The organism is Kitasatospora sp. NPDC093679 (genome assembly GCF_040683455.1).
Taxonomy (GTDB): Bacteria; Actinomycetota; Actinomycetes; order Streptomycetales; family Streptomycetaceae; genus Kitasatospora; species Kitasatospora arboriphila.
Genome location: NZ_JBFBDW010000017.1, coordinates 61,259 through 74,520 on the forward strand (window position 1 = coordinate 61,259; position 13,262 = coordinate 74,520).

At 74.6% G+C, this 13,262-nt stretch carries 9 protein-coding genes and 1 tRNA gene; 6 read left to right on the top strand and 4 right to left on the bottom strand.

The genetic code is table 11. The features are described from left to right. Window positions 1–67: 67 nt before the first annotated feature. Window positions 68–1,252, bottom strand: coding sequence for a rhodanese-like domain-containing protein (locus tag AB0O09_RS16725; RefSeq protein ID WP_344623040.1), 1,185 nt, complete (start codon window positions 1,250–1,252; stop codon window positions 68–70). A gap of 361 nt (window positions 1,253–1,613) precedes the next feature. Here AB0O09_RS16725 and AB0O09_RS16730 point away from each other — a divergent pair, with 361 nt between their 5' ends. After that, entirely contained in the window at window positions 1,614–4,385 is a 2,772-nt protein-coding gene (locus AB0O09_RS16730) for a SpoIIE family protein phosphatase (protein ID WP_363542414.1), read from the top strand. Window positions 4,386–4,445: 60 nt separating this feature from the next. Here AB0O09_RS16730 and AB0O09_RS16735 read toward each other — a convergent pair whose 3' ends face one another. Both AB0O09_RS16735 and AB0O09_RS16740 read right to left on the bottom strand, forming a co-directional pair. Then, window positions 4,446–5,174 carry a hypothetical protein gene (locus AB0O09_RS16735; RefSeq protein WP_363542415.1) on the bottom strand — a complete coding sequence of 243 codons (729 nt, stop codon included), beginning with the start codon at window positions 5,172–5,174 and terminating at the stop codon, window positions 4,446–4,448. Window positions 5,175–5,467: 293 nt separating this feature from the next. Continuing rightward, on the bottom strand, window positions 5,468–7,237 hold the full coding sequence (locus AB0O09_RS16740) for a phosphatidylglycerol lysyltransferase domain-containing protein (RefSeq protein WP_363542464.1): 1,770 nt from the start codon (window positions 7,235–7,237) through the stop codon (window positions 5,468–5,470). A 328-nt stretch (window positions 7,238–7,565) separates the two neighbouring features. Between AB0O09_RS16740 and AB0O09_RS16745 the strand changes: the two genes are divergently transcribed. Both AB0O09_RS16745 and AB0O09_RS16750 read left to right on the top strand, forming a co-directional pair. Beyond that, complete coding sequence (locus tag AB0O09_RS16745) at window positions 7,566–8,237, top strand: response regulator transcription factor (RefSeq protein WP_363542416.1); 672 nt, start codon at window positions 7,566–7,568, stop codon at window positions 8,235–8,237. Continuing rightward, on the top strand, window positions 8,234–9,370 hold the full coding sequence (locus AB0O09_RS16750; RefSeq protein ID WP_344623036.1) for a histidine kinase: 1,137 nt from the start codon (window positions 8,234–8,236) through the stop codon (window positions 9,368–9,370). Before AB0O09_RS16745 ends, AB0O09_RS16750 begins: the two co-directional genes overlap by 4 nt. A 152-nt stretch (window positions 9,371–9,522) precedes the next feature. On the opposite strand, the gene AB0O09_RS16755 is transcribed toward AB0O09_RS16750, so the two are convergent. Then, window positions 9,523–9,606, bottom strand: a tRNA-Leu gene (locus AB0O09_RS16755). Between the two features lie 453 nt (window positions 9,607–10,059). Between AB0O09_RS16755 and AB0O09_RS16760 the strand changes: the two genes are divergently transcribed. The 3 genes from AB0O09_RS16760 (at window position 10,060) to AB0O09_RS16770 (ending at window position 13,187) form a co-directional block, all read left to right on the top strand. Continuing rightward, a complete protein-coding gene (locus tag AB0O09_RS16760) occupies window positions 10,060–10,929 on the top strand; it encodes a DUF3662 and FHA domain-containing protein (protein ID WP_363542417.1) in 870 nt (289 codons plus the stop codon). Window positions 10,930–10,941: 12 nt separating this feature from the next. Further along, complete coding sequence (locus AB0O09_RS16765) at window positions 10,942–11,454, top strand: FHA domain-containing protein (protein WP_363542418.1); 513 nt, start codon at window positions 10,942–10,944, stop codon at window positions 11,452–11,454. Between the two features lie 122 nt (window positions 11,455–11,576). Continuing rightward, on the top strand, window positions 11,577–13,187 hold the full coding sequence (locus tag AB0O09_RS16770; protein WP_363542419.1) for a protein phosphatase 2C domain-containing protein: 1,611 nt from the start codon (window positions 11,577–11,579) through the stop codon (window positions 13,185–13,187). The last annotated feature ends 75 nt before the right edge of the window (window positions 13,188–13,262 follow it).

Below are 13,262 nucleotides of genomic sequence, written 5' to 3' on the forward strand. Positions count from 1 at the left end.
CCCGGGCAGCACGGCCGGGGGCCCGCCGGAGCGGGCCCCGGAGCCGGGCGGGCGGCCCGCGGTGCGGTCAGAGGACGAACGGGTCCCGGCCGTCGGCGGCGGTCATCGGGCGGCCGGCGGCCTCCCAGGCGAACATGCCGCCGTCCACGTTGACCGCGTCCCGGCCCTGCGCGACCAGGTACTGGACGACCTGGGCGGAGCGGCCGCCGACCCGGCAGAGCACGTACAGCCTGCCGTCGGGCAGCTCGTCGATCCGGGCGATCACCTGGCCGATCGGGATGTGCAGCGCGCCGTCCACGTGGCCGGCGTCCCACTCGTCCTGCTCGCGGACGTCGAGCAGTGCGGCGTCGGCCGGCACGGACGCGGCGTCGGTGGTGGGCAGCGCTTGCGCGAACATCGTCGGATTCTCCTGGGCGTGGGTGCGGGGGCGGGTCTGCGAGGGGTCCTCCCCTCCATTGTGCCGACCGGTCGGCGCCGGACCCGGCACGACGTCGTCGCCGAGCAGCCGCTCCAGGTCGGCGCGCCGCTCGGAGGCCCGGGCGAGGAGCTGCTCGGCGAGCTCCTCCAGCAGCCGCTCCGGCTCCTGCGGCGCCAGCAGCAGCAGCTCGCCCATCGGGGTGCGCTCCAGGCGGACCTGCTCGGTGGCGAGCTGGCCGATCCGCGCGGTCAGCCACTCCAGGCGGCGCAGCAGCCAGTCCGGCCGGTCGGGGGAGTCGGGGTCGGGCGCGGTCTCCGGGGCGGTCGACCACTCGCCGGCCAGCTCCTCCAGGCCGGCGGTGTCGCCCTGCGCGTACGCCTCGTTGACCCGGGCGATGAAGGCCGAGCGGCGCTCCTGCTCGGCCGGGTCGGTGGTGAGGTCGGGGTGGGCGCGGCGGGCGAGGTCGCGGTAGATCCGCTGGGCGTCCCGGTCGGGCCGGACCTTGGCGGCGGCCGGCGGCTCGGGGGCGAGGTCGGCGGCGGCCGGGTCGTCCGGCTCGGCGACCCGGCTGCGGGCCTCGGCCGCGCGGCGCAGCGCCTCCGGGTCCCCGGTGCGGACGGCGACGGCCTCGGCGATCAGCGCGTCCAGCTCGTCGAGGCGGGCGTACAGAGGCCCGAGCAGCTGGTGGTGGACCAGCGCGAAGTTGTCGATCTCCACCCGGAGGGTGGCGACGTCGACGTCGAGGGTCAGCCAGGCCAGTTCGGCGGCGGCCACCCGCTCCTCGAGCAGCAGCCGATCCTGCTCGCTCCACTGGACGGGGCTCTCCGCGCTCACCAGTCCGCCTCCGCATGCACCCGGTCTCCGAGCCTGCCACCCTACCGGGGGGCCGGACCGGTCCGCCGGGCCCGCGTCCCGGTACCCCTTCCGGTTGAACCCGCAGCGCACACGGGCGCTCACCCAGCGACACGCAACTGATACCGAGGAATCTCCGCGATTCGCTGTCGGAGCCGGGCTCGCACGTGCTTCGCTGGAGGGTGCCTCCGTCCTGCGCCGCGCCTGTGGCCGAGCGCAGCCCGGGGGCCCGCGTACAGAAGGATGGGACACGCAGGAGCGGCCGGGGACAAGGAGCCGGTGCGCCGCGCCGACACGGCGGCCGCTCCCCGGCAGGGCGGCCAGGCGGGAGCAGACCGAACCGATGGTGGACGAGCCGAACTCCGCACCGACGGCGGGAGGGGCCGCGGGGGACCCCCCCTCCGGAGTGGTCGCCCTGCTGCGCGTCGCCGCGGTGATGGTCGACCCGGACGGCCGGATCGCACTGTGGAACCGCGCCGCGGAGGAGCTCTTCGGACACCGGGCGGAGGTCGCCTGCGGCCGCACCGCCTCCGGTCTGCTGCCCGCCGTCGAACCCCGCCCGGAGACCGGGGCGCCGCGTCCGGGCACGCCGCCGCGGCGCTGCGACGCCCTGGACACCCTGGACGACCTGACCCGGCCCGACGCCGCCTGGTCGGGCGCGATGGCCGTGGTCGACCGCGAGGAGCGGCTGCGCGACGTCATCTGGTGGGCGTACCCGCTGGTCGAGCCGGCCGGCCGCAGCCTGCTGGCGCTGGCCGCGGACGCCCGGCCGCTACGGGCCGGCGGGCCGCGGATAGCGCTCGGCGAGCGGCTGCTGGCGTACGCCGCGGCGCCCGCCGCGACCGGCGCCTTCCACCGGGTCTCCCCCGCCTTCGCCCCGGTCGGACCGGGCGGTGCGGCGCAGCTGGACGGCCTGCTGCCGCGCGGCTCCGAGGAGCGCCGCCGACGGCTGCTCGGGCAGGTCGCCGCGGCCGGGGTGCCCGCGCTCTGGGTGGACGCGGCGACCAGACTGCCCGTCCTCCCCTACGAGCCGGCCGGCCGCGGCGCGGCCCGGGTCGCCGCCGGACTGGTCCGCCGGTACCCGACCCCGCAGCAGCGCGCCGACCGGCCCCGGGCGGCCCGCCGCCCGGCCGATCCGGCCGCGCCCGGCGGGCGCCGCACGATCGGCCTGCAGGTCCTGCCCGCCGGGGCGCCGCGCGGCGCCGAGGACGGGCGGGGGATCGGCACCACCGTGCCCGGGCAGCGCGAGTCCGGGGCGGTCACCGCGAACGGCCAGAGCCAGGGAGGCCCAGCCATCGAGTCCACCGCCAACGGCACCGCGCCCGTCAGGGCCGCCGTCGGGTCCGCTCCGCCGCAGGGCCGATCGGACGGGCCGGACGGACACCCCTACGACACCCCCGGTGTCCCGGCACCGCCAGCACCGCCGTCCGTCGAGGTGCTGACCGTCAGCCAGGCCGGCGAGCAGCTGGCCCTGCTGAGCGAGGTCGGCAACCGGGTCGGCACCACCCTGGACCTCGACACGACCGCCCGCGAGCTGTGCGAGGTCCTCGTCCCGCGGGTCGCCGACTTCGCCTGCGTCGACCTCCTGGACGGCCTGATCTCCGACTCGGAGCTGCCCGACGAACGCCCGGACGACCGGACGATGCTGCGCCGGGTCGCCCGCGCGGTGAACAGCTCCCCCGGCCACTGGGACCACGTCCTGGACGAGGGCGCCCTGCTCGCGATGCCCCGTTCCACGCCGCCGGGCCTCGCCCTGCAGGAGAACCAGCCGGTGCTGGTACCGGTGATCGACCCGGACGTGGCGGTGGACTACGCGGCCTCGCTGGGCGGCGGGCCGGACCTGGTGCCGGTGGTGGTCGGCCGGTCGATGCTGGTGCTGCCGCTGTCCGCCCGGGGCACGGTGCTGGGCATCCTGAAGCTGCTGCGGCTGCCGGACCGCTCGCCGTTCGACAAGTCCGACGCCGCCACCCTGAAGGAGCTGGCGGCCCGGGCCGCGCTGTCGCTGGACAACGCCCGGCTGCACCGGGCGGAGTCCCGGGTGGCGACCACCCTGCAGCGGTCGATGATCCCGACCCGGCCGCCGCGGATCCCCGGTGTGCAGATCGCGCACCGCTACCTGCCGGGCGACTCCCGGGCGGAGGTCGGCGGCGACTGGTTCGACGCGATCCAGCTGCCGGGCAGCCGGGTCGCCCTGGTGGTCGGCGACGTGATGGGCCACGGCCTGCACTCGGCGGCCGCGATGGGCCGGTTCCGCACCGCCATGCAGACCCTCGCCGCGCTGGACCTGCCGCCCGGCCAGCTGCTGCGGCACCTGGACAACCTGGCCCACAAGCTCGGCGACGACCACCTGGCGACCTGCCTGTACGCGGTCTACGACCCGATCAACCGCACCTGCGAGCTGGCCAGCGCCGGGCACGTCCCGCCGGTGCTGGTGCACCCCGACGGCCGGGGCGAGCTGCTGGAGATCCCGGAGGGCGCGCCGATCGGCGTCGGCGGGGTCCCGTTCGTGGCGAAGCGGATCGACGTCTCGGACGGCTCGATGCTGGTGATGTGCACCGACGGCCTGGTCGAGGTGCGGGGCGGTGACATAGGAGAGGGCCTGGCCGCGCTCTGCGGCAACCTGATCGACCCCAAGCAGACCCCGGACGAGGCCTGCGACACGGTGCTGGAGCGGCTGCACACCGACGACCGGGCCGACGACGTGGCCCTGCTGGTCGCCCGCTTCGACGGCGTGCCGCCGAGCGAGGTGGCGACCTGGGAGCTCGCCGTCGCGGAGGGCGAGGTCCGCCGGGCCCGGTCGCTGGTCCGCGGCCAGCTCGCCACATGGGGGCTGGACGCCGTGGACGACACGGTGGAACTGCTGGTCAGCGAGCTGGTGACGAACGCCGTCCGGGTCGCCAGGGACCACGTCCAGCTGCAGCTGATCAGGGTCGACAAGTTGCTGGTCGAGGTCAGCGACGACAACCACAACCTGCCGTCGCTGGAGCCCGCCGGTTCCTTGGACGAACACGGCCGGGGGCTCCACCTGGTCAGCAAGCTCGCCGAGCGCTGGGGGACCGCCCGCAAGGCGGTCGGCAAGGTGGTCTGGTTCGAACTGGCACTGCCCAGGGGCTGAAGGGCGCCGCCGTACGGCCCGGGGCCGTACGGCGGGGCCGGGTGGCCCCGGCGCACCAGGTCAGCGGACGAGCGGCACCGCCGTCCGCGGGCCGCCCTCGGCGGCCACGGAGGCGGCCGCGCCCACCCCGGCCAGCACCCGCGGCCAGAACTGCCCGAAGACCTCCAGCGAGGCCGCGATCAGCCCGGCCACCAGCACCGCCACGACGTGCTCCAGCCCGGCGAGGTTCGGCAGCAGCACGGCCTCGACGACCATCGCCAGCACCACCGCGCCGCCCGTCCACCAGGCCCGGCAGCGGATCGCCACGCAGACCGCCAGCGCGACCACGGCCGCGGACGGGCCGGTGTCCCGGACGTGGCCCACCCAGGTGGGGAAACCGAAGAGGTGCTCCGGGCCGAGCTCCACGCCGATCCGGGCGAAGAGCGTGCCCGCCAGGGTGCAGGCGTAGGCGACGGCCACGGTGAGGCGGCGGCCGAGGACGATCTCGGCGATCCCGAAGACCAGGAAGACCTGGACGAGCGCGCCCCACACCGGCAGGTCCAGCGCGGGGACGTACAGCGAGAGCGGTGTCCGCAGCAGCGAGATCCCGAGCGGCAGCGCGGCCCGCACGACGCCGACCTGGGTGACCAGCCGTTCGCCGCCCGGCAGGTGCTGGACGACGGAGAAGAGCAGCACCAGCACGGTCGCCGCGGTGGCCAGCGGGACGGAGGCGAACCGGTGCCGGCGCACGTGCGCGCGGACGATTCCGATCAGCGTGCCCCACTCCGCGACCGCGGCCCGGACCGCCACCGGTCCGACACCCGGTCGTACGCCCCCCGCACGAGCCATCCGATCCACCGCTGAATCTCCCCGTCCGTTTCCGGCCGGGCACCCCCGCGCCCCGCCGTGCAATTCCCGGGACATTTCCCGTACGGCCGGGGTTTCTCCCGCCGATACATCCACGGTAGGCATCGGACAAACGGGGGGCGTCACCTTGCGAGGCGAATCGCGGATCATCCTCAAGTCGGAGGGGGGCGACCACCGGACGCGGCCGCACCCCCCGATCGGCGGTGGCCCTCCGCCCCCCGGCGGAGGGACTACCCCTACCCGTCCCGCTCCGCCGCCGCCCCCCCGCCGGACACCGCCTGCGCGGCGGCCCGGACGTGACGGCGACGGAAGAGGACGGGGAGACTCGGCACCGTGATGAAGCCCTCGGCGCGCGCACTGGCGATGCCGATCCGCGGAATCTCGCTGCTCTTCTCGAAGAGCAGATAACGCGGCTCCCAGATCGGCCGGTACTTCGCATTGGCCCGGTACAGCGATTCGATCTGCCACCAACGGGAGAAGAATCCCAGCACCGAGCGCCACAGCCGCAGCACCGGACCGGCACCCAGCTTGGAACCGCGCTCGAAAACCGAGCGGAACATCGCGAAGTTCAGCGAAACCCGCTCCAGGGCGACCTCGTCGGCGCGCTGCAGCAGTTCGATGACCATGAATTCCATCAGGCCGTTCTCGCTGTCGCGGTCCCGGCGCATCAGGTCCAGCGAGAGGCCGTTGCGGCCCCACGGGACGAAGCTCAGCAACGCCCGCAGCTCGCCGTCCCCGTCGTGGCACTCCAGCATCACGCAGCGGCCGTCGTCCGGGTCGCCGAGCCGGCCCAGCGCCATCGAGAAGCCGCGCTCGGTCTGGCCGTCCCGCCAGTGGTCGGCCTTGTCGAGCAGCTCCGCCATCTCCTCGTCGGGGATGTCCTCGTGCCGCCGGATGCGCACCGTGTACCCGGCCCGCTTGACCCGGTTGTACGCCTGCCGGACGACCCGCATCGCGCGCCCGTCCAGCGAGAACTCGTCGACCTCGACGATCGCCTCGTCGCCCAGCTCCAGCGCGTCCAGGCCGTGCCGGGCGTAGATCACGCCGGCCTCCTCGGAGGCGCCCATCACGGCCGGCACCCAGGCGTGCTCGCGGGCCTCCTCCAGCCACGCGTCGATCGCCCCCGGCCAGGCCTCCGGATCGCCGATCGGATCGCCGGAGGCCAGCGAGACGCCGCCCAGCACCCGGTAGGCCACCGCGGCCTTGCCGGACGGCGAGAAGATCACCGCCTTGTCCCGGCGCAGCGCGAAGTAGCCCAGCGAGTCGCGCTCGCCCTGCCGCTCCAGCAGCTCGCGCAGCCGGACCTCGTCCTGCGCGGTCAGCAGCTCCTGGCCGCGCGGGCTGCGGAAGGCCAGGTACAGCACCAGCAGGAAGAGCACCGCGCCCATCGCGTTGATGAAGGCGTTCACCCAGGTCGGCACGGAGATCTCGTCCGCCAGCCGGCCGGACGGGGTGATCGTCACCATCCGGGCCACCGCGTAGCCGAACCGGGTGCCGAACTCCGCGCCGTGCACGGCGTTGGTCAGCTGCACCAGGGTCGCGCCGACCACGCCGCCGAACAGCAGGCCGCCGATGAACGTCGCCACCCCGGTCTTGGGGTTGGAGCGGTCCCCCTTGGAGGTGAACTCCCGTCGGCCGACCAGCAGCGCCAGGAAGAAGCCGACCGTCAGCACGGTGGAGAACCAGTTCACCGGATGGTCCGCGAACGGGCTGTCCGGCACCAGCATCAGCAGCAGGTACAGCACCGAGAAGAGCCCCGACACCGCCGCGTTGAAGATCCACGCGGCCCGTTTGCGGCGCCGCATCGCCACCGCGAGGAAGAGCGAGAGCAGCACGGTCGTCAGACCGGCCGTCAGCAGGTACGGGGTGAAGTACTCGCCCTCGTTGTGCTCCTGCACCTGGTCCCGGAACGGCACCGCCAGCACCGCGACGAGGTTCAGCAGGGCCAGCAGCCTCAGGTACCAGACCGTCGTCGCGGCGGCCCTCGGCCGCCACCGGGCGAGCAGCCCGGACGGGGATCCGACATGCGCGGGAACGGCGGTGGGCGCCGGCTTCACGGTGGACACAGCTCCAATTGCAGACGATCAACGTGGGGGACGCATCCGTACGACACCCGGGAGGGACGGAGCGGCCCGCACACCCGGTCTCCGAGCGGCCAGGGCCCACAGGGGGCTCCGTGTTCCATGGTTCCCCACCCCGGATGAGAATTGCGTGAATCCGGTAGCGGATTCCGACCCCCGCCGAACGGCGGGGGTCACCACCCCGCCGGTGGACCGGATCGCGCCCCGCCGGCCCCTAGGCTCGAAGACGAGCCGCGCACGCCCGAGGAGAGCCATGCCACCGATCCGCGTCCTGATCGTGGACGACGAGGTCCTCGTCCGCTCGGGCCTCGGCCTGATCGTGGGCTCCGCCCCCGACCTGGAGGTGGTCGGCGGCTGCTCCGGCGGCCAGGCCGAGCAGCAGGCCGTCGAGCTGCGCCCGCAGGTCGTCCTGCTCGACATCCGGATGCCCGACCTGGACGGCATCAGCGTGCTGCGCCGGTTGCGCGCCCTGCCCGACCCGCCGGCCGTGGCCATGCTCACCACCTTCGACACCGACGAGTACATCGGCACCGCCCTGCGCGCCGGCGCGGCCGGCTTCCTGCTGAAGGACACCGCCCCCGAGCAGCTGGTGCACGCCGTCCGGGTGCTCGCCGCCGGCGGCAGCATGCTCTCGCCCACCGTCGCCCGCACGGTCATCAACGGCTACGTCGAGGGCGGCGGCCCCGATGCGGACGCCGCCGCGCTGGCCCGCCAGCTCACCACCCGCGAGCTCGACGTGCTCGCCCTGCTCGGCGAGGGCCTGTCCAACGCGGAGATCGCCGACCGCCTCTACCTCGGCACCGGCACCGTGAAGGACCACATCAGCGCGATCCTCGCCAAGCTCGGCGCGGCGAACCGGGTCCAGGCCGCCGTGGTCGCCCACCGCGCCGGGCTGGTCCGCGCCCAGGGCGGCCCGGGCGCATGACCGGCCCCAGAGCCCTGCCGGCCTGGTGCACCGCGACCTGGCTGATGCTGCTGCTGCCGGTGCTGATCTCGCTCGTCGACGCCGCCCTGGTCTCCAAGGGCGCCAAGTGGTGGGAGGCGGCGCTCTCCGTCCTGGCCGCGCTCGCCCTGCTGCTGCGCCGCCGCCTCCCGGTGACGGTGCTGCTGCTCACCCTGCCCGGGGCGTTCGTCAACTACATCTGGCTGGCGCCGATGACCGCGGTCTACACGGTCGCCGCGCAGCGGGCGGCGCTGAGGGTCACCGCGGCCTGCGCCACCGCCTTCGCCCTGGTCGAGTTCTTCCACTGGCCGCTCGCCGACCACCCGCTCGCCCTCGACCGGGACAACGCGCTGTACGCCATCCAGTGCGTGATGCTGGCCGCCGGGCCCGCCGCACTCGGCCTGCTCGCCCGCACCAGGCGCGAGCTCGCCCACCGCCTCGACGAGCTCACCCGCGGCCAGCAGCGCGAGAGCCGGCTGCTCGCCGAGCGGGTGCTGGCCACCGAGCGGGCCCGGCTGGCCCGCGAGATGCACGACGTGGTCTCCCACCAGGTCAGCCTGATCTCCATCCAGGCCGGTGCGCTGCAGGTGTCCACCGGCGACCCGGCCGCCAAGGACACCGCCTCGACCATCCGCGAGCTGGCCGTCCGCACCCTCCAGGAGCTCCGCCAGATGGTCGGGGTGCTGCGCGCCGCGGGCGTCGAGCCCTCCGAACCGCTCGCCCCGCAGCCGCGGCTGGCCGACCTGCCGAAGCTGATCGACGGCAGCGGCCTGCCGGTGACCAGCGACCTCTCCACCGGCGGCCGGCACTGGCCGGAGGCGGTGGAGCGGGCCGCGTACCGGACGGTCCAGGAGGCGCTGACCAACATCACCAAGTACGCGCCCGGCGCCGCGGTGTCCGTCCGGGTGGCGGGCGGCGGCTCCCGGCTGCTGGTCGAGGTGCGGAACGCGCCGCCGCCCGAGGACGCCTCCGACCGGCCGGTGCTGCCCGGCGGCGGGCACGGACTGGTCGGCCTGCGCGAACGGGCCCAGCTGCTCGGCGGCACCCTGGTGGCCGGCCCCACCGCGGACGGCGGCTTCACCGTCCGGGCCGCCCTCCCGGCCGCCGCGGACTGAACCCCGGCACCGGCCGCGCCCCGGGTGCGGCCGGTGCTCCGGCGGGAATTCCGCCGCCGCCCCGGGCGTCCGCACGGAGGGGAATTGCCGCGGATGTCGTCGCCGGAAAACGAGAAAGCCCCGCAGATCCGAAGATCTGCGGGGCTTCGCTGTGCGCGAGGGGGGAGTTGAACCCCCACGCCCTTTCGGGCACTGGAACCTGAATCCAGCGCGTCTGCCTATTCCGCCACCCGCGCATGGGTGTTGTCGTAAGATGCTTCCCGCTCTTCCGACCTGACGAGAACCTTACCGCATCTCGCCCGGTCTTCCGTTCGGCTCCCTCTCGGGCGCCCCTTCCGACGTGGAAAACATTAGCACGGCCCGCGGGCTACCTCCGAATCCGTTTCCCCGCACCCCGGGGAACCGCTCCGACGCGGGGCGGACGAACGGGTGACCGAGGGATGATCGGGGCCCGCTGCGGGTACCTCCCGCATGCCGTGCGGCTCCCTCCGCACGGCTGTCCGCACCCGGCGCACGCCCCCGCCCGGCCCCCTGCCGGGCAGGTGGCGGGCGGTGTGCCCGGTCTCACGCCCCGGGACCACGTTCCCGGGGAACCGTACGGATGGGCCCGACGTGGATACGATCAGTACGGAAAACCGCAACCCGGCCCGCGAGCGCGGCCCGGCCGACGCCCTGGAAGGGGGTGCCCCGTGGGAGTCCTGAAGAAGTTCGAGCAGCGGCTCGAGGGTCTCGTGAACGGCACCTTCGCCAAGGTGTTCAAGTCCGAGGTCCAGCCGGTCGAGATCGCCGGCGCGCTCCAGCGCGAGTGCGACAACAACGCGACCATCTGGAACCGCGACCGCACGGTCGTCCCGAACGACTTCATCGTCGAGCTCAGCCCGCACGACTACGAGCGGCTCAGCCCGTACGCCGGCCAGCTCGGCACCGAGCTCGCCGGCATGGTCCGCGAGTACGCCGAGGCGCAGCGCTACAGCTTCATGGGCCCGCTCCAGGTGACCCTGGAGAAGGCCGACGAGCTGGACACCGGCCTGTACCGGGTGCGCAGCCGCACCCTGGCCGGCGAGGAGCCCGCGGGGCAGGTGCCGCAGCCGCCGGCCGCCCCGGGCGGCTACGAGCGGCGGCCGACCCCGCCCGCGCCCGGTGCGCCGTGGCAGCAGCAGGGCGCGGCGCCGTACGGTGCGCCGCCGCCGCCCCCCGCTCCCCCGGCGGCGCCGCAGGGTCCGCCCGCGGCCGGCGGGAACGTCCGCCCCTTCCCGGGTGCCAGCCACAGCGGTGCGAACACCCGCCGCTGGGTGGAGGTCAACGGCGCCCGGCACCAGATCACGGGCAACGCGTGCGTGCTCGGCCGCTCCACCGAGGCGGACATCCGGATCGACGACCCCGGGGTCTCCCGCAAGCACGCGGAGATCCGGCCGGGGACGCCCGCGATGGTGCTCGACCTCGGGTCCACCAACGGCATCGTGGTGGACGGACAGCACACCCAGCGCGCTACGCTCCGCGACGGCTCCCGAATCGTCCTCGGGTCCACCACCATCGTCTACCGACAGGTCGAAGGGTAGAGCGGGCCACTCATGTCAGAACTGACCCTCACGGTCATGCGGCTGGGCTTCCTCGCCGTGCTGTGGCTGTTCGTCATCGTCGCGGTCCAGGTCATCCGCAGCGACCTGTTCGGCACCAAGGTCAACCCGCGCACGGCGCGGCGGACCGCGGCCGCCACCGCGTCCACGGGCCGTCCGCCCCAGCAGGGCGGGCAGGCCGCCGCGCCGCCGCAGCCGCGCCAGCGCCGCGGTGCGCCGACCCACCTCGTGGTGGTGCAGGGCTCGCTGGCCGGCACCACCGTCGCCCTGCAGGGGCAGACCATCACGCTCGGCCGGGCGCACGACTCGACGATCGTGCTGGACGACGACTACGCCTCCTCCCGCCATGCCAGGATCTTCCCGGATCAGACTGGGCAGTGGACGGTGGAGGATCTAGGCTCCACCAACGGCACGTATCTGGACCGGCAGCGGCTCACCGCGCCGATGCCGCTCCAGCCCGGCGTGCCGATCCGTATCGGCCGGACCGTCATCGAACTGCGGAAGTAGCGGCGCATGAGGGACACCACCCCGTCCAAGACCAGCCGGGAGCGCGGGCGCCGCGCTGCCGCTGCCGTGCGCGCCCACGGCACGGTCGTCACCGCCCGGGCCCGGAAGGGGGCGGCGACGGCATGAGCCTGGTGCTGCGCTTCGCCGCCGGCTCCCACAAGGGCCTGATCCGGGAGGGGAACGAGGACTCCGGCTACGCCGGTCCGCGGCTGCTCGCCGTCGCCGACGGCATGGGCGGCGCGGCGGCCGGCGAGGTCGCCTCCTCGGAGGTGCTCGGTTCGATCGTCCGGCTGGACGAGGACGTCCCCGGTGCCGACCTGCTGACCCTGCTCGGCGACGCCGTCCAGGGCGCCAACGACCGGCTGCGGCAGATGGTCGAGGAGGACCCGCAGCTGGAGGGCATGGGCTGCACCCTCACCGCGATGCTGTGGACGGGCCAGCGGATGGGCCTGGTGCACATCGGCGACTCCCGGGCGTACCTGCTGCGGGACGGCTCGCTGACCCAGATCACCCAGGACCACACGTGGGTCCAGCGGCTGGTGGACGAGGGCCGGATCACGCCGGAGGAGGCGGAGACGCACCCCCAGCGGTCGCTGCTGATGCGCGCGCTGGACGGCCGCGGCCAGGTCGAGCCCGACCTCTCGATCCGCGAGGTGCGGGCCGGCGACCGCTACCTGATCTGCTCCGACGGCCTGTCCGGACCGGTCAGCCACCAGACCCTGGAGGCCACGCTCGGGAGCTACTACGCCCCGCAGCAGACGGTCCAGGAGCTGATCCAGCTGGCGCTGCGCGGCGGCGGCCCGGACAACATCACCTGCATCGTGGCGGACGTCATCGACGTCGGCGCCACGGACACCCTGAGCGGCCAGCTCGCGGACATCCCGGTGGTCGTCGGCGCGGTGGCCGAGGCGCAGCCGCACCACGGCGACCACAACCTGCTGAACACCCCGGCCGGCCGCGCCGCCGGTCTCGGCCGCCCGCAGGCCCCGCAGGGCGCGTTCGGCCCGGCCAGCGGCTACGAGGCGGCGGGCTTCGGCCCCGCCGAGGGCTACGAGGACGACGGCTACGGCGCGGCCGAGGGCTACGGCGCCGACGCGCAGCCGTACGAGGGCGAGCGCCCGTCCCGGCGCAAGCGCAAGGGCCGGAAGCTGAAGGTCTCACTGGCGGTGCTGGCCGTGCTCGGCCTGCTGGGCGCCGGCGGGTACGTCGGCTGGAAGTGGACGCAGGACCAGTACTACGTCGGTGCGGACGGCGAGGGCGTGGCGGTCTACCGCGGCCTCAACCAGTCGCTGGCCGGGCTGAGCCTGTCCTCGGTGTACGAGCAGCACGACGACATCGAACTCAAGTTCCTGCCGACCTACCAGCGGACGCAGGTCACCAAGACCATCCAGGCGAAGAGCCTGGCGGACGCCCGCGAGCAGGTCCGTACCCTGGGCACCCAGGCCTCGGTCTGCAAGAAGGTCGCGCAGGGCGCCAAGCCGGCGCAGGGCACCACCGGCGGCGGCGCGACGCCGCAGCCCGGGGCGAGCCCGAGCCCGACCGCGTCGGCGGCCGCCCCGTCGGCCTCCGGCACGGCGCTGACCCAGGTGGGCTTCCGCAACGAGACCCCGGCCCCCGGGGTCAGCCAGAGCCCGAGTCCGAGCACCGACACCCTGAGCACCGGCAACCCCGGCACCACGCCCGAACTGACCGAGCAGGAGAAGCAGCTGGCGTCCTCCTGCCCGACCCCCTAGCACCGACCCCGCCAGGGGACTCAGCCGTCGGGGAGCGGCCTACACGTGAGCACCTTTGACCTGAGCAACAGCGAC

What these genes read in the sequence shown, in the direction of transcription:
- AB0O09_RS16730 (WP_363542414.1), top strand. Translation starts at nt 1,614, where the DNA reads ATGGTGGACGAGCCGAACTCCGCACCGACGGCGGGAGGGGCCGCGGGG.
- AB0O09_RS16750 (WP_344623036.1), top strand. Translation starts at nt 8,234, where the DNA reads ATGACCGGCCCCAGAGCCCTGCCGGCCTGGTGCACCGCGACCTGGCTG.
- AB0O09_RS16770 (WP_363542419.1), top strand. Translation starts at nt 11,577, where the DNA reads ATGAGCCTGGTGCTGCGCTTCGCCGCCGGCTCCCACAAGGGCCTGATC.
- AB0O09_RS16745 (WP_363542416.1), top strand. Translation starts at nt 7,566, where the DNA reads ATGCCACCGATCCGCGTCCTGATCGTGGACGACGAGGTCCTCGTCCGC.
- AB0O09_RS16765 (WP_363542418.1), top strand. Translation starts at nt 10,942, where the DNA reads ATGTCAGAACTGACCCTCACGGTCATGCGGCTGGGCTTCCTCGCCGTG.